The organism is Nonomuraea sp. NPDC050478, from assembly GCF_044458265.1.
In the GTDB taxonomy this organism is placed as follows: domain Bacteria; phylum Actinomycetota; class Actinomycetes; order Streptosporangiales; family Streptosporangiaceae; genus Nonomuraea; species Nonomuraea ferruginea.
This window is the reverse complement of record NZ_JBITHT010000001.1, coordinates 139356-154447: the sequence shown is the minus strand read 5'-3', so window position 1 is coordinate 154447 and position 15092 is coordinate 139356. Positions and strand designations below refer to the sequence as shown.

Sequence of the window (15092 nt, the reverse complement as noted above, 5' to 3'; positions counted from 1 at the left end):
CGCTTAGCTTACCAGCTCCCCGGTGGCCTCAGACCATCCGTTTCGCGGTGCGCTTCGCGCTCGCAGTGCCCCCAACGGGATTCGAACCCGTGCCGCCGCCTTGAAAGGGCGGTGTCCTAGGCCGCTAGACGATGGGGGCTCAGGATTCCCTGTCGCCTTCCGTCGGAGACCTCTGAAGCATAGGGGACGATCGCCCCTCATGCCAAAGCGGCATTCCGTTGGCCGGCGTGGTCGGGCCGTTGACCGTTCCCGATGGCGACGGGGCGCTCGTTGGCTCTGGGGAGATTGTACGTGCCGGGTCGGGTTCCACGTGACGTTGGACGTACACCGATTGCTCGCCGAGGCCGCCGAGGGTGATGTCGTCCCAGGCCTGCAGGCGTTTCGTCTCCTTGTCGAAGTACAGGACGGAGGCCTGGACGGGGGTGGGTTCCTCGTGTTCGAGTGCGCGCAGGCCGGCGCCGCCCGTGGAGCCTTGGACGATGACGCGGGTGCCGGTGGGCAGCATGGTGGTCTTGCGGACGTGGGCATGGCCGGACAGGACGAGCGGGGTGGTGCCGGAGAAGCCGCGGGCGACGATGTCGTCGTGCACGGCCACGAGGTCGGCGTCCTCGACGGCGGCCCGGTGGTCGCGGCCGAACTGTTCCATCGAAGCGGGGTCCGGGTTGACCGCGGTGGTCTTGTCGGGGGTGAAGCGGGGGTCGCCGAGGCCGTAGATGTCCAGGCCCTCCACGTTGCGCATCTTGTCGTCGAGGACGATGGCGTTCTTCTGTTTCGCGACCGCGCGCTGGGTGGCCTTGGAGTCGTGGTTGCCGCGGACGAACACGTAGGGGACGCCCAGGGTGCCGATCTCCTCGACGAACTTGTTCTCCGCCTGCGTGCCGTGGTCGGAGATGTCGCCGGTGTCGATGATCAGGTCGACGGAGAACTGGTCCTTCAGGGAGCGGATCACGTTCCAGGCGATCGGGTTGATGTGGATGTCGGAGACGTGCAGGACCCGGATGGACCGGTCGTCGGCGTCGTACAGAGGAAGGGTCGAGACGGCTTCGTACAACTTTGAGACATTCGTCACAAGCTTGGTGAGCTGCGCGCGGTACGACTCGAACCTGGTCACGATGGCCTCCGCGCTGCCCACCAGGGAGGGCGCGGCGGCGATCAGGCCGGAGTAGCGGGGCTCGACGAGCGAGCTCGGCTGGAATGTACGGACCGCGAACATCCCCGTGCCGGCCAGGGCCACCGACGCCGCGATCAGGCCCGCCAGGGCCACCAGCGGGCGTCTGAACACCATCAGGACCGCGAGCAGCGCGCCGGCGCCCGCGCACAGCAGTGAGCGGATCGCGAGCTCGCCCACGCCGTCCATCAGGTCGCGCTCGATGATGCCGGGCAGCCGGTCGGTCAGCCTGGGGTCCTCCAGGAGGAGGCGGGCGCGCTCCTGGTCGATGTTCTCCAGGGTGATGCGGAGCGTGAGGGGCGCGTCGTGGCTGCGGAACGTGAGCGTGCCCAGCGGGCTGGCGTCCACGATCGTCTCGCCGGTCCACGACGGCCGGACGGTCATGCCGGTCTCGACCGGGCCGATCTGCGCGCGTACGGTGCCGCTCAGGAAAATGCCCAGCCAGGCGCCGGCCGCGGCCACCAGGAGCACCGCCGCAGCCTTGGTCACTCTCGACTGGATGACCTTTTTGAGCACGTCCGAGAAGTTCATACGCTTTCTTGGATACCCGAGCCGAGAGGCAGAATGACAATTGTGATCGAGGTTTCGCCGGAGAAGTTCGATGAGCTCGTGTCCGAGGCGCTGGACACGATCCCGCCCGACCTGACCCGGGTCATGAGCAACGTCGTCGTGACCGTCGTCGACGATCCACCGGAACCCCACCTGCTAGGCCTGTACACCGGCATTCCTCTCACCGAGCGCGGCGACTGGTACTCAGCCGTTTTGCCCGACCGGATCGAGATCTACCGCAATCCGATCTGTCAGATCTGTGACACCGAAGAGCAAGTGATCGAGGAAGTACGGATCACGGTGGTTCACGAGATCGGCCACCACTTCGGCATCGACGACGCCCGCCTGCACGAGCTGGGCTGGTAACTCTTTGCACAGGACGCGCTGCTTTGGGTTGCACGTTGCCGATTGATCGGGCACCTTAGGTGACATATTCAACACTGTGAGTCAGGCACAGCGGAGTCCAGTGGGGGCCATGCGGGCGCGACGGCTGACGGGGCGGCACAGGCGATCCACTGAGCGCCAGGCCACCTATGGCGAGGTCATCGCCGTCAAAGAGTTCAGAGCGCTCTGGTACGCACAGGGCCTGTCGCTGCTCGGTGACCAGCTCGCTCAGGTGGCGCTGGCCGTGCTCGTCTACGACCGCACCAAGTCGGCGCTGGCCACCGCCGCCGTCTACGCGCTCACCTATCTGCCGTCGATCCTGGGCGGGCCGCTGCTGGCCGGGCTGGCCGACCGGTTCGCGCGGCGGAGCGTGATGCTGGTCTGCGACCTGCTGCGGGCCGGGCTGGTGTGCGTGATGGCGCTGCCGTTCATGCCCTTCCCTGTGCTGTGCGCGCTGGTGTTCCTCGTCGTGCTGCTCAGCGCGCCGTTCTCGGCCGCGCGCGCGGCCGTGCTGCCTGAGGTGCTCGCAGGCGACCGGTACGTGGTCGGCTCGGCACTGCAGAACATGACGAACCAGGCCGTGCAGATGCTCGGCTTCGCCGCGGGCGGCGCGATGATCGCCGCCATGGGCCCGTACCGCGCCCTGGCCCTGAACGCCGCCACCTTCCTGGCGTCGGCGCTGATCCTGGTCACCGGCGTGCGGCGGCGGCCCGCTCCGGGCCGTCCCGGAGCCAGGCCGTCCATGTGGGCGATGACCAGAGCCGGAGCCAGACTCGTCTTCGGTGACCGCAAGCTGCGCACGCTCGTGCTCTTCGCCTGGCTGTGCGGCTTCTACGTGCTGCCCGAAGGCATCGCGGTGCCGTACGCGGTCGCGCTCTACACCGGCGTCATGCCCATCCCCGTGATCACCGGTCTGCTGATGGCGGCGATGCCGGCCGGCACCGTGGTGGGCGCGTTCCTGTTCAGCCGGTTCGTCTCGCCGCCGGGCAGGCTGCGGCTGATGGGGTGGCTGGCCATGCTGAGCTGCGCGCCGCTCGTCGTGACCGCGATGCGGCCGCCGTTGGAGGTGGTGCTGGCGGCATGGTTTCTATCCGGGGTCGGGGGTGCCTACCAGCTCGCGGCGAACGCGGCGTTCGTCCAGCGGGTGCCCGACGGCCAGCGCGGGCAGGCGTTCGGCCTGGTGCACTCCGGCCTTATGGCGGTGCAGGGGATCGCCATCCTGATCGGCGGTTACGCCGCCGAACGACTCGGCCCCGAGCCGGTGGTCGCCCTGTCGGGCATCACCGGCCTCACGGCCGCCGTCGTGCTGACCGTGATCTGGGCCGACGCGCGCGGCGCCAGGATGCGCGCGCAGGCCACTGCCTGATCACTGCCGCGGCTTGTGGTCGTCCTCGGTCCAGGGGCTGCCGGTGCTGCTGCTCTTCTGCTGCTGCTTGGCCAGCAGGTCCTGCACGATCGAGGTGTCCTTGCCCTCCTCGGGCAGGAGCAGCCAGCCGATCGCGTAGACGCCGATGCCGAGGCCGCCGAAGAGCGTGACGATCGCCAGGCCGATGCGGATGATGTTGGGGTCGATGCCGACGTACTCGCCGACGCCGGAGCAGACGCCGCCGAGGATCCGGCCCTTGTGGGTCCTGCGCAACTGCTTGCTGCTGTGATATTCGCTCATGACTCAAGACTGCCCTCAACCCTGGCATTCGCACATCAGGATTGCCCCTGGTAGAACCCTGGTAGCCCCCTATAACGAGGAGAGGAGCACGTCATGGACGATCTGCTGCGCCTGGACGACCGCCTCGACGGTGACCAGAGGCTGATCAGCGACACCGTCCGCTCCTTCGTCGCCGACCGCGTCCTGCCGCACGTCGGCGACTGGTTCGAGGAGGCCACGTTCCCGGCGCGCGAGCTCGCGCCCGAGCTCGGCTCGCTCGGCCTGCTCGGCATGCACCTGCAGGGCTACGGCTGCGCCGGCACGGACGCGACCTCGTACGGGGTGGCCTGCCGCGAGCTGGAGGCCGGCGACTCGGGGCTGCGGTCGTTCGTGTCGGTGCAGGGCTCGCTGGCCATGTTCCCCATCTGGCGGTACGGGTCGGACGAGCAGAAATCGGAATGGCTGCCCCGGATGGCCAGTGGTGAGGCGATCGGGTGCTTCGGCCTGACCGAACCCGACCACGGCTCCGACCCCGCGAGCATGCGCACATACGCCAAGCGCGACGGCTCCGACTGGGTGCTCAACGGCTCGAAGATGTGGATCACGAACGGATCCGTCGCGGACGTCGCGGTGGTGTGGGCGCAGACCGACGACGGCGTGCGCGGCTTCGTCGTCCCCACCGACACCCCGGGCTTCTCCGCCCCTGAGATCCACAAGAAGCTGTCCCTCAGGGCATCGGTCACGTCATCGCTCTACTTCGACGACGTGCGCCTGCCCGAGTCGGCCGTGCTGCCCGGGGTCCGAGGGCTGAAGGGCCCGTTGTCGTGCCTGTCCGAGGCGCGCTTCGGGATCCTGTGGGGGGCGGTGGGCGCCGCTCGGGCCTGCGTCGAGGCGGCGGTCGAGTACGCCCAGACCCGCGTCCAGTTCGGCAAGCCGATCGGCGCCTTCCAGCTGACCCAGGAGAAGCTGGCGTGGATGTACGTGGGGCTGGCCCAGGCGGGGCTGACCGCGCTGCACCTGGGGGCACTGAAGGACGCGGGTGAGCTTGAGCCCCGGCAGATCAGCTTCGGCAAGATGGCCAACGTGCGCTCCGCCCTGGACATCGCCCGGCAGGCCCGGTCCATTCTCGGCGGCAACGGGATCACGCTGGAGTACCCTGTGATCAGGCACATGAACAACCTGGAGAGTGTGCTCACGTACGAGGGGACCCAGGAGATCCACACCCTGGTGCTGGGCGAGGCGCTGACGGGGCTGGCGGCATACCGGTAAAGGGCGTCGCGGGGTTGGCGGTAACCTCGGTACGCTTGGCTGTTGCTAGGGGGCGTTAGCTCAATTGGCAGAGCTGCGGACTTTTAATCCGTAGGTTCCGGGTTCGAGCCCCGGGCGCCCTACCAGCTATTACGTCTCTCCTTGATCTTGTCGGGTGGAGTCGTACAACCAGTTTTACAGCCAAGAGGGCCGGATTCCCGTGGAGGGAGTCCGGCCCTTGATCGTGCTGGAGATCATCCGAGCTGTGGCCGAGTGTCTTCATGACCGTGCGAGGGGACGCCCCGCTTGCCAGAAGGTAGGACGCGCAGGCAGGTCGCAAGTCGTGCAGCCGCAGCCAGTCAAGCGATGGCGCGGGGCATCGCCGCACGCCCGCCACGCCGCAACCCAACAAACGCGTCGACCACCGCCCTGCCGCCGCATGACTCCAGAACACTCACTCCGAACTCAATCGTCAACAACAGTTGACGCCCACGCGCTGGTCAATCTAAGTTGACGTCATGGGAAGGGATGAGAAACCCGGAAACAACGATGTACCGACGCCGGTACTGATCGACCTAGGCGATCATGCACTATGCGCCCAGGTCCGCGGGAAAGGCCCCACAGTGGTTCTCGAATGCGGTGGCTCAGGCCAGGGCGTGGGAACCTGGGGAGAGGAACTGGAACTCGCGTTGGCCGAACGTGTCACTGTAGTGACCTACGATCGGGCCGGCGTCGGCCGCTCCGGCGGATCGCAGGCCCGTACCGTCACCGAGATGGCCGACGACCTGCGTAGGCTTCTTCGCGCCCTGCACCTTGAACTGCCGGCGGTATTCGTGGGCTGGTCCTACGGTGGGCTCGTGACCCAGCTTTATGCCGCCCGCCATCCCACTGATGTGGCGGGGCTGGTCTTCGTGGATCCGACCGCCAGCGGAACACCGCCGGGCTCGGCGCTCGTACGCGCCCTCTCCTTCCTCCTAGCCCCAAGGCTGCTCCGTCTGCGTGCGATGTTCGGCGGCACCGATGCGCGGTCGCTGCGCGAACTGGCCGACACCCTGGCCGGGATGCAGAATGCCATGAACGAGGCTGCACAGGCGCGTCAGGAGAGCGGGTTGCCGCCTGTGCCCATCCGTGTGATCACGGCAGGCAAGCGGCCGCGCATGCCCAAAGCGCATCTGGAGCATCTGAACGCCGACCATCGCGCTCTGGCCAGCCAGTCCCCACATGGGCAAGTGATGGTCGCCGAGCGGGCCAGTCATCAGATTCCGTTCGAGCAACCCGAGATCATTATTCAGGCGGTCGATGAGGTGTTGGGCTGCCGCCGACATCACAGGAAGGCCTGAACGGGTGAGCCGCTGGATTTTCCGACGCGGCCCACCGAGCGCCGGGCTGCCTCGTGGGCCAGCTCCGGAAGCACTGTCGTGTACGTGTTCTCGGTCAGAATCGTCGAGCCGTGGCGCAGCATCGTGGACACCATCTCGTGTCGGCGCCGGCCGCATGAGCGAGCGTCGCTGCGCAGCGCCGTAGGTCGTGCAAACGGATCGGCGGCAGGCCTCGCCCTCCTCCAACTCCCATCCGACTTGGGCGAGTCGCTTCGCCACGACCAGCGTGCGCTCGTTCGTGTCGAGGTCCTCCCACCGGACGCCACAACCCTCGCCACGGCGCGGGCCACGGAAAGCAATGAGGGGGAAGAAGGAGTACAGCCGATGCTGGGCCGCGACGTCGAGGAATGCGCCGAGCTGGACCGGTGTCCAGACCATCACGGGTGACGGCGGCAGTTCGAGAGCCTCCCGGACCCGTACGGCGCTGATCTTCTTGCCGCCCTTCTCCGCCTTCACGGCCGCCAGGCGCTCGGCGAACTCGGCGACGAATGTCTCCCCCCGTTGCTTGGTCCACACCAGAGCCTGGGGCCGCTTGGCCTTGTCCAGCTTGATGGCACCGGCATTGTTGATGCTGCTGATCTCTTGCCGGACCGCTGGGAGTCCCCCACGCGCCGCTCACCCATTCGTTACAGCGACATGCTGCCCAAGATCATCGGAGTGCTGTTTTTGTGACCATTCCAGGAGCCAGGCCATGAGCCACCCTTCCACACCCGCCATCACCGGGGAAGCAGAGTCTCGCCCCGGAAGCCGGCACCCGACACTTTGATCAACTCGACCCCAAGAGGGCTCGGTCGCGATCGTGAGAGATCAGGGCCGAAACGCGCCTGCTGGGATTACCTCAATGAATGGCAGCTCAGAACACGAAACCGTTCACCGAATCGAACGTCCTTCAGGACCGGTCTCCCTCTTGCACCCTGATGAAGATGCGAGCTTCTCCACGCTCCGTTTTCGCCACCACACGCCAGCAACCTGGTGAAGGGAACTGCAACGACGCCGGTATGGGGCCCGGCAAGCCGTCCGCCGTAGGCATCAGCTGAGCCGAGCCCACGTTGTCACCCGCCACTTCTTCAACGGTAACCGTGGGAAGCCTCGTGCCGGTCGTCCATAGTGGACGCTTGATCTGATAGCCCTCCGGGACCCGCACGGCCGAGGAACTCCAACCTCCTGACACAGGAGCGACGAACCAGATGTCGGTTGCGCCTACCCCTGGCTGGCCATCGCTTCCGGGAATGTCCACGCGATCGCGCACCGTGTCATCACATGGTGCCGTGGCGGCATCTGTGGCCTCCGTGCGCGCCCCTCCTTGCGAACAGGCCGTCAGGCTCAACGCAGCTATGGTTCCGCATGACATGAGCGTTATGGCGGTAGCGGTTCGGTAGTTCAAAGCAGCCATGCGGAAGCCATCCATCCCGATATTGCGACCATGACGAGCACGCCGAGCGCCTGTGCGTAACGAACGCAGTGCCACCAGCGGTCCATCGCTCTCTTGCCGAGAGCTGAAACATCACCGGCGGTAACCGAAATGATAAGCGGAACGGCGAAGAACAGGCCGTAGACCGCGCCTGACCGCGACGGCGCTATCCCCAAGACGGCCGAAAGCAGGACCAGCCAGGAAGTGAACGACACTCGATAAAGAGCAAGGCTCTTCGCGGTTTGCCGACGCCATCCTATGGACATCGAGCCACGAAGAATCGCCCGGGTGTCGACGATGACTCCCTTGGCAGCGACAAGGGCGAACACTTTGAGCGCGTTTTCCACAGGGAGGACAAGCGCTACCGCCTGACCGATCTGCGACAGGAAGAACACCGGGCACGCCCTGGCACTGCCGGCCCGGGCATACCGGCCAGGTCATCACCACGCTGCGCAGGCCGCCACAGCCGTCGCGCCTGAAGCTCCGCGCTCTGATCGCCAATGGTGATCTCCACGACTCCTGGCGTTTTCACCTCGCCCGGCAACACGAACGGGTCCACCGGAGCGGCTACCAGGACGGATACTCCCTCACGGCTTGATCGATCAGTCACTGCGGAAGAGCTACACCCGTCCGGTTTGGTCGGCAGTGGGAGGATGGGGGGCATGTATGTCCGTGAGGCCGGTGACGCACACGCTCCTCCTATTCTGTTACTGCACGGTGGCGGCGTCGCGGGATGGATGTGGCGACCGACGCTGGAGCGGCTCGGAGCGAAAGCCCGAGTGATCGTTCCCGATCTGCCCGGTCACGGACGCAGTGCGGAGGAAGCGTATCGGTCACACGAGATGACCGCCCAGGCCGTGGCCAGGGTCCTGGAAGAGCGCGCACCGGGCGGCGCGATGGTCGCGGGGTTCTCGTTGGGTGCGCAGCTCACGATTCTCCTCGCCGCTACCCGGCCTGATCTCGTCACCAGTGCCGTCGTCGTGAGCGCGCAGGCGAAGCCTCTTCCGTTCCCGCAGGCGACCCTGGGGCTCCTCGGCGCGACCGCACCGCTCGCACGGCAACGGTGGTTCGCGAAGCTCCAGGCGAAGCAACTGTTCATCCCGGACGAACTCCTGACCGACTACCTTCGCGACAGCGCTCGCACAAGCCGTGAGACTCTTCTCGCGAGCGTCGGCGAGAACATCCGTTTCACCCTTCCCACCGGCTGGGCCGACTTCAAGAACCCGGCGCTGGTGATGGTGGGCGAGCACGAGCGGAAGCTCATGCACGACTCCGCACGGAACATCCACGACTCCCTTCCGGGCAGCCAAATGACCTTCGTGCCGGAATGCGGCCATGGCATACCCCTGCAGCGCCCGGACCTGTTCGCTGAGATTCTGGCCGACAGAATGTGAGTGTCCTGTTCTTGGGCTTCCGCGCCATCACGCTGCCTCCCGGGACCAACACGCCCAAGCTGAATCGGGCGACGTAAGCGGCAATGCACCCTGGCCCACGGCTATCAGGGCCGCCTCCTGCCAAGCCGCCAGGGCCGCCGCAACCGTGCCGGGCCACCTGCGGGTGATTCCGAGGGTGATCACCGCGGCCACTCCGCACGCGGGCGGGATGTCGATCCGCGCCCTGGCCGCTCGACGCGTCAGCAAGAGCAGGACATGAGGAATGCCGAGTCCTCAGAACGCGTGGGAGGGGCAACGTGCTCGCGTACAACGGCGTACCGGTGGACGGCCAGGACCAATCAGAACTCGCCGACGGCCGAGGGGACAAGGAGTTCGCGGAGCCGGCATCCGCGTTGCGCTTGGCGCGCTGTGTGGCCGTCGTCGTCGGCGTGGGATTCGCGCTCGGTGGTCTCGCCGGCCTTCTCGCGAACGAGCCGCCCGGCGTTCTGCTCGCGGCCGGGATCGGCGCCCAGGCAACGATGTTCGCGCTGTATCTGTACAGTTGCGTGCTGCCGGCGCGTGGGCGACGGCCGCGAGGCTGGCGCTGGTCGCTGCTTGCTCAGACCGCGCTTACGGGCGTCGGCCTGATCTGGGAGGCCGGCTCCTGGTGCGGCACTTCCGGCTTCCTGGCGGCCGCGGTCCTGCTGCTGGTCAGGCCGGTCCGCCTCGGTTGGGCGGGGTTCGCCGGCGTGCTGGCGGTGCAGGGATGGTCCTGGTGGACGGTCGATGCCTCTCCGGGCGAGGTGGCGAATCTGGTTTTCGGACATACCGCGTTCGTCGCCATCGCGCTGTACGGCAGCGTCCGGGTGGCCGATCTGGTTGCCGACAGGTACGACGCCCGTGCTGAGCTGGCTGCCGCCGAGGTGACGCGGGAGCGCCGGGCCTTCGCCGACGAGCTCAACGGCCGGGTGGGGAACAGCTTGCGTACGGTGATCGCCGCGGGCGAGGCCATGCTGGCCTCGACCGGCACCGAGCAAGCCCGCGGCCAGCTGGAGCGGGCACTGGATACGGCTCGGTCCACGCTCGATGAGACCAGGGCGATGTCACACGCCCGTCGCGACTCGCATGCCCGGGTCCGGCCGCCGGCCGATGACATGAGCCCGGCGTACGTGCACTTCCTCGGCGGTGTCACCGTTTGCCTGATGATCGTCCCGGAGTCGGCGCGTTTCGCGGTCGAGGCGGGGCTTTCCGCCGCCGGAGGATGGGCGTTCGGCCTGCTGCTGGTGTCCTTCACCGCGCTCTATCTGTGGCACTGTCTGATGGACGGGACTGGAGGGCGGCCTCCGCACTGGCCTTGGACGCTGCTGATCCAGGCGGTCATCGCGTTCGTTCCCGTTGCGTTCTACGGTCTGCAGGCGTGGCACGTCGTTGCCTTCTTGCCGGGGCTCACCCTGATATTGCTGCGTGGATGGCTGCGCTGGGCGGCCACGGGGCTCCTGCTTGTGCAGAACGCCGTGTATCTCTTGTGGGGTGGCGGCCTGGGCGAGGCCGACGTGTTCGACCAGCTCTCGCGGGTGGTGTGGGGTGGCGAGCGCGCTCTGGTCGTCTACGGCCTGGCGCGGATGGCGCGGATGACCTGCGAGTTGCGTGGTGTGAGAGAGGCGCTCGCGCGCACGGAAGTGGCTCGCGAGCGCCTGCGTTTCGCTCGTGACCTCCATGATCTGTTCGGCTACAGCCTGTCGGTCGTCGTGCTCAAGGCCGGCCTGGCAGGACGACTGCTGACGGTGGACAGGGAGCGTGCCGAACGTGAGATGGCCGAAGGCGTCGCCGCCGCACGCGAGGCCCTGGACGACATCCGGACCGTTGCACACGGTTACCGGCAGGAGTCTCTCGCGGAAGCCTTCGAGTCGGCCCGGTCCCTGTTGCTGGCAGGCGGTTTCGACGTGCGTGCCCACTACACCCATGTGCCGATGTCCGCTCATTTCCAGACAGAGCTGGCAGCGTTGTTGCGCGAGGGCGTCACGAACATCCTGCGGCACAGCAGCGGTGACAGGTGCGAAGTCCGTATCGAGCGCGATGGGAATCACGTCCGATTGGCGCTGTCGAACAATGGTGCGGGGGCGGGTGCCGGGAGCCAGGGCCTCGGCATGGAAAGTTTCGCCGCTCGCGTGCGCGTCCTGCACGGGTCGTCGGACCGGCGCGTCGTCGGTGACGTTCATGTCCTCACCACGGAGATCCCGCTCGACGACGGGTCAGAGCCAGCCCTCGTCCGTGGCGATGCGGATGGCGTCTATGCGGTTCCTGGCACTCAGCTTGACGACCGCGGAGGTGAGATAGTTGCGGACGGTGCCCAGGCTGAGAGACAGAGCGGCGGCGATCTCCTGAGGCTCCGCACCGGTGGCGGCCATCCGCAGCACGTCGGTTTCTCGCTCGGCGAGAGGGCTGGTCATCGTCTCCAACGCCCTCATCGCGAGTGAAGAGTCGACCACACGATCACCGGCGGCGACTTTGCGAATGGCCTTCACCAGATCCTCCGGCGGCGAGTGCTTCAGGAGGAAGCCGGCCACCTGCGCGGTCAGGGCGCGACGCAGATAGCCCGGCCGCGCCATGCCGGTGAGCATCAGGACCCGGCAGGAGGGCAGCAGCTCATGCACCTGGGCGGCGGCGGTCAAGCCGTCGATGCCGGGCAACTCGATGTCGAGAAGGGCCACGTCGGCGCGTAGGCGCGCGGCGGTCCCGGCCACGTCGTCCCCCCGCTCGACGGTGGCGACGACATCGAAATCGTCCTCAAGGCCGAGGACGGCGGCAAGGGTGTCACGCAGAATTCGGACGTCTTCCGCAATGATGATTCTTATCATATCCGTCCCCGACGAAAGAGGCTGGGTGACTTCAGTATTGACACGTTGATTTTAGCGCCTCGCTGCCAGGCGAAATGCATCACCTTTTGATTGACTCACAGGCGCCTCCGTGACGTATTCATCAAGGGCTGGTGATCAGCGCACTTACCTCCTTACCTGCTGCCGGGGGAAGCTCACATCGGTACACCTGAAATCACTGAAAGGATCGATGATGTTGCTGGCGAAAAAGAACATCGTCATCTACGGCGGCAGCGGGCCGATCGGCAACGCATTCGCTCTGACCTTCGCCCGGGAGGGCGCGCGGGTGTTCCTGGTGGGACGGACCCGGAAGCCGCTTGAGCGTACGGCGGCCGAAGTGGAGGCCGCGGGCGGCAGCGCTCACGTAGCCGTGCTGGACGCGCTGGACGAGCGATCGGTGAACGAGCACGTACAGGAGGTGCGAACGCTGGCCGGTTCGGTCGATGTGTCGGTGAACTTGGTCTCGCGTGGCGATGTGCAGGGCATTCCGCTGATCGACATGGCGACCGACGACTTCGTCCGGCCCATCACCGCAGGTCTGACGGCGGCGTTCGTCACCGCCCGGGCCGCCGCGCGGGTGATGGCCGACCAGGGCGATGGCGTGATTCTGACACTGAACAGCGGCTCGGCTCACGGCAGCCCGATGATGGGGGCCAGCGGCCCGGCCGACGCCGCCACCGACACCTTCATCCGCAATCTCGCCGCCGAGGTGGGCCCGCGCGGGGTGCGAGTGCTGGGCCTGTGGACGGCGGGCCTGCCCGAGAGCTTCGCCCCGCGATTCCTGGAGCACAATCCCACGCGGCGGGCCTCCGGCATGTCAGCCGAGGACATCGACCGGGTGATCAGTGGGCTGAGCATGCTGGGCCGCGCTCCACGGCTGGCGGATGTCGCCGAGACGGCCGCCTTTCTGGTCTCCGACCGGGCCGGCGCGATCACCGGCGCCTTCGTCAACGCCACCAGCGGCATCTTCCCCAGCTGACCCTTCCAGCCAGGCACTCGAGCAGAGATGAGAACGATGAACCACGGACACGACGAGACCGTCGCCTTCGAAACCGTCGCCCCGCAGCCCGTCATCAGCGTGCGTCGCACGGTCCCGGTCGCCGAGCTGCCCCGGACCCAGGCAGAAATCCTGGCGGCGCTGTGGGCTCACCTCGGCGAGCACGGCGTGCGCCCGGCCGGGCCGCCGTACGTGCGCTATCACGCCTTCGGCGACGTCGAGACCGACGTCGAGGTCGGTGTTCCGGTGCAGGGTGTGGCCGCGAGCCGAGGAGAAGTCGCCATGGGCGAGCTTCCCGGCGGGCCGGCCGTCACCACCTGGCATCTCGGCGCGCACGACCGGCTGGGCGGCGCCTACGACCGGCTGCAGGCGTGGACGCGGACCGCACCGTACAAGCCGGAGGGCGGCGCGTGGGAGATCTACACCTGGATCGACCTCGCTCACCGCCCTGATCCCGCGGCGTGGCCGGCCCCGTCCACATGGCGCACTCAGCTCGTCCAACCCCTCAACAGCGCATGACAGACATGATCGCCAGGTCCACGGCGGGCCGCCGGGAATGGCTCGCGCTGGCCGTCCTGTGTCTGCCCACGATGTTGACCATGCTGGACATCAGCGTGCTGTTCCTGGCCGTGCCTCAGATCACCGTGGATCTGGGTGCCGGCGCGACCGAGCAGTTGTGGATCACCGACATCTACGGTTTCCTCATCGCGGGCTTCCTCATCACCATGGGCAGCGTGGGGGACCGGATCGGCCGTCGCCGGCTGCTGCTGCTCGGGGCGACCGCGTTCGGCGCGCTGTCGGCACTCGCGGCGTACGCCCCCTCGACGGAGGTGCTCATCGCCGCGCGCGCTCTCCTGGGGGTCGCCGGCGCCACGATCATGCCCTCGACCCTCGCGCTCATCATCGGCATGTTCCGCGACCCGCGACAACTGGGCGTCGCCATCTCGGTGTGGGCGTCGGCCCTGACGGCGGGGGTGGCCCTGGGACCCCTCGTAGGAGGAGCGCTGCTGCAGGCATTCTGGTGGGGTGCGGCCTTCCTCGTCGCGGTGCCGGTGATGCTGCTGCTGGTCGTCACGGGTCCCCGGCTGCTGCCGGAGAGCCGGGACCCGGGCGCGCCCGGCGTGGACCCAGTGAGTGTGGTGCTGTCCCTGGTGGCGGTTCTGCCGCTGGTCTACGGGCTCAAGGAGCTGGCTCAATCCGGCTGGTCGCCCGGTCCGGTCGCGCTCACGCTGGCAGGGGCCCTCGCGGGTGTCGTGTTCGTGGTGCGCCAGGGCCGGCTGGCGCACCCGATGCTGGACCTCGGGCTCTTCCGGATCGTGGAGGTGAGAGGCGCGCTGCTGATCTCCCTGCTGGTCGGCGCCTTGCAGAGCGGGAGCGGCTTCTTCGTGGCCCAGTATCTGCTGTCGGTGGAAGGACTGAGTCCGCTGGCGGCCGGCCTGTGGATGCTGGTGCCGACCTTCGGCCTCGTCATCGGAATCTTCGTCAGCCAGGGGATCGCGCAGCGGGTACGTCCCGCCCACGTGGTGGCGGCCGGAGCGGCGATCGCCTCCGCAGGCATGGTCGTCCTGACGCAAGTGACACCCGGCGGCGGGCCGGCGATCCTGTTGCTGGGATTCACCGTGGTCTACGTCGGCGTCAGCCCGGTCGGTCCGCTGGCCGGACGTCTCGTGGTCCCTGCCGCGCCGCCGGAGAGGGCCGGCTCCGCCTCGGCCATGCAGTCCATGAGCGGGGAACTCGGCGTGGCCCTCGGCATCGCCGTCCTGGGCAGCCTCGGGGCAGCGATCTACACATCGGCGGTCGAGGTTCCCCCGGCGCTGGCGAACACGGCGCCGGGCAGAGCGGCCGCCGAGACCATGGCCGAGGCGGTGGCCGTGGCACAGCGACAGCCGACCGGCATCGGCGACGCACTGATCAGCTCGGCACGCGACGCGTTCGCCTCCGGCCTCAACGTCACAGCGGCGGTGTGTGCGCTGGCATTCGCCGGCATCGCGGTGCTGGCGTTGACGACCCTGCGGCGCATCCCACCCTTCGGACCGCCTGCCGCCCAGTAGAGGGTAGGAAG

At 67.6% G+C, this 15092-nt stretch carries 13 protein-coding genes, 2 tRNA genes and 1 pseudogene; 10 read left to right on the top strand and 6 right to left on the bottom strand.

Features of this window, described 5'->3' with window-relative positions; all coding sequences use genetic code 11:
* Positions 1-66: 66 nt before the first annotated feature.
* Positions 67-139: transfer RNA gene (locus ACIBF7_RS00715), tRNA-Glu, on the bottom strand.
* Positions 140-1699, bottom strand: coding sequence for a metallophosphoesterase (locus tag ACIBF7_RS00710; RefSeq protein ID WP_148035281.1), 1560 nt, complete (start codon positions 1697-1699; stop codon positions 140-142).
* 33 nt (positions 1700-1732) lie between these two features.
* On the opposite strand from ACIBF7_RS00710, the gene ACIBF7_RS00705 reads away from it, so the two are divergent.
* Positions 1733-2083 carry a metallopeptidase family protein gene (locus tag ACIBF7_RS00705; protein WP_378525304.1) on the top strand — a complete coding sequence of 117 codons (351 nt, stop codon included), beginning with the start codon at positions 1733-1735 and terminating at the stop codon, positions 2081-2083.
* A 109-nt stretch (positions 2084-2192) separates the two neighbouring features.
* The gene (locus ACIBF7_RS00700) at positions 2193-3467 is read left to right on the top strand and encodes an MFS transporter (protein WP_397196022.1); all 1275 of its coding nucleotides are present in this window, start codon (positions 2193-2195) and stop codon (positions 3465-3467) included.
* Here the strand turns inward: ACIBF7_RS00700 and ACIBF7_RS00695 are convergent, their stop codons facing one another.
* Positions 3468-3767 carry a PspC domain-containing protein gene (locus tag ACIBF7_RS00695; protein ID WP_148035278.1) on the bottom strand — a complete coding sequence of 100 codons (300 nt, stop codon included), beginning with the start codon at positions 3765-3767 and terminating at the stop codon, positions 3468-3470.
* A 93-nt stretch (positions 3768-3860) separates the two neighbouring features.
* Here ACIBF7_RS00695 and ACIBF7_RS00690 point away from each other — a divergent pair, with 93 nt between their 5' ends.
* The 3 genes from ACIBF7_RS00690 (at position 3861) to ACIBF7_RS00680 (ending at position 6334) form a co-directional block, all read left to right on the top strand.
* Positions 3861-5015, top strand: coding sequence for an acyl-CoA dehydrogenase family protein (locus tag ACIBF7_RS00690; RefSeq protein ID WP_397196021.1), 1155 nt, complete (start codon positions 3861-3863; stop codon positions 5013-5015).
* Between the two features lie 49 nt (positions 5016-5064).
* A tRNA-Lys gene (locus ACIBF7_RS00685) sits at positions 5065-5140 on the top strand.
* Between the two features lie 372 nt (positions 5141-5512).
* A complete protein-coding gene (locus ACIBF7_RS00680; RefSeq protein WP_148035276.1) occupies positions 5513-6334 on the top strand; it encodes an alpha/beta fold hydrolase in 822 nt (273 codons plus the stop codon).
* Here ACIBF7_RS00680 and ACIBF7_RS00675 read toward each other — a convergent pair.
* The gene (locus ACIBF7_RS00675) at positions 6319-6456 is read right to left on the bottom strand and encodes a hypothetical protein (RefSeq protein ID WP_222709223.1); all 138 of its coding nucleotides are present in this window, start codon (positions 6454-6456) and stop codon (positions 6319-6321) included. The genes ACIBF7_RS00680 and ACIBF7_RS00675 overlap by 16 nt on opposite strands.
* A gap of 1297 nt (positions 6457-7753) precedes the next feature.
* Positions 7754-8179, bottom strand: a complete 426-nt coding sequence (locus tag ACIBF7_RS00670) for a hypothetical protein (RefSeq protein ID WP_219550606.1) — start codon at positions 8177-8179, stop codon at positions 7754-7756.
* 267 nt (positions 8180-8446) lie between these two features.
* On the opposite strand from ACIBF7_RS00670, the gene ACIBF7_RS00665 reads away from it, so the two are divergent.
* Positions 8447-9178 (top strand): alpha/beta fold hydrolase, encoded by a 732-nt coding sequence (locus ACIBF7_RS00665; protein ID WP_271277083.1) that lies wholly within the window; start codon positions 8447-8449, stop codon positions 9176-9178.
* A 518-nt stretch (positions 9179-9696) separates the two neighbouring features.
* Positions 9697-11034: pseudogene (locus ACIBF7_RS00660) on the top strand (histidine kinase); the annotation flags it as partial.
* A gap of 375 nt (positions 11035-11409) precedes the next feature.
* Here the strand turns inward: ACIBF7_RS00660 and ACIBF7_RS00655 are convergent.
* Entirely contained in the window at positions 11410-12015 is a 606-nt protein-coding gene (locus ACIBF7_RS00655) for a DNA-binding response regulator (RefSeq protein ID WP_148035272.1), read from the bottom strand.
* A gap of 208 nt (positions 12016-12223) precedes the next feature.
* On the opposite strand from ACIBF7_RS00655, the gene ACIBF7_RS00650 reads away from it, so the two are divergent.
* The 3 genes from ACIBF7_RS00650 to ACIBF7_RS00640 are packed head-to-tail and all read left to right on the top strand — an operon-like array spanning position 12224 to position 15081.
* A complete protein-coding gene (locus ACIBF7_RS00650; protein ID WP_271277084.1) occupies positions 12224-13012 on the top strand; it encodes an SDR family NAD(P)-dependent oxidoreductase in 789 nt (262 codons plus the stop codon).
* A gap of 36 nt (positions 13013-13048) precedes the next feature.
* Entirely contained in the window at positions 13049-13549 is a 501-nt protein-coding gene (locus ACIBF7_RS00645; RefSeq protein ID WP_148035271.1) for a GyrI-like domain-containing protein, read from the top strand.
* Positions 13546-15081, top strand: a complete 1536-nt coding sequence (locus tag ACIBF7_RS00640) for an MFS transporter (RefSeq protein ID WP_271277085.1) — start codon at positions 13546-13548, stop codon at positions 15079-15081. The genes ACIBF7_RS00645 and ACIBF7_RS00640 overlap by 4 nt, the downstream gene beginning before the upstream one ends.
* The last annotated feature ends 11 nt before the right edge of the window (positions 15082-15092 follow it).

What these genes read in the sequence shown, in the direction of transcription:
- ACIBF7_RS00710 (WP_148035281.1), bottom strand. Translation starts at nt 1,699, where the DNA reads ATGAACTTCTCGGACGTGCTCAAAAAGGTCATCCAGTCGAGAGTGACC.
- ACIBF7_RS00665 (WP_271277083.1), top strand. Translation starts at nt 8,447, where the DNA reads ATGTATGTCCGTGAGGCCGGTGACGCACACGCTCCTCCTATTCTGTTA.
- ACIBF7_RS00700 (WP_397196022.1), top strand. Translation starts at nt 2,193, where the DNA reads ATGCGGGCGCGACGGCTGACGGGGCGGCACAGGCGATCCACTGAGCGC.
- ACIBF7_RS00645 (WP_148035271.1), top strand. Translation starts at nt 13,049, where the DNA reads ATGAACCACGGACACGACGAGACCGTCGCCTTCGAAACCGTCGCCCCG.
- ACIBF7_RS00655 (WP_148035272.1), bottom strand. Translation starts at nt 12,015, where the DNA reads ATGATAAGAATCATCATTGCGGAAGACGTCCGAATTCTGCGTGACACC.
- ACIBF7_RS00650 (WP_271277084.1), top strand. Translation starts at nt 12,224, where the DNA reads ATGATGTTGCTGGCGAAAAAGAACATCGTCATCTACGGCGGCAGCGGG.
- ACIBF7_RS00640 (WP_271277085.1), top strand. Translation starts at nt 13,546, where the DNA reads ATGACAGACATGATCGCCAGGTCCACGGCGGGCCGCCGGGAATGGCTC.
- ACIBF7_RS00705 (WP_378525304.1), top strand. Translation starts at nt 1,733, where the DNA reads ATGACAATTGTGATCGAGGTTTCGCCGGAGAAGTTCGATGAGCTCGTG.
- ACIBF7_RS00675 (WP_222709223.1), bottom strand. Translation starts at nt 6,456, where the DNA reads ATGCTGCGCCACGGCTCGACGATTCTGACCGAGAACACGTACACGACA.
- ACIBF7_RS00690 (WP_397196021.1), top strand. Translation starts at nt 3,861, where the DNA reads ATGGACGATCTGCTGCGCCTGGACGACCGCCTCGACGGTGACCAGAGG.
- ACIBF7_RS00680 (WP_148035276.1), top strand. Translation starts at nt 5,513, where the DNA reads ATGGGAAGGGATGAGAAACCCGGAAACAACGATGTACCGACGCCGGTA.
- ACIBF7_RS00695 (WP_148035278.1), bottom strand. Translation starts at nt 3,767, where the DNA reads ATGAGCGAATATCACAGCAGCAAGCAGTTGCGCAGGACCCACAAGGGC.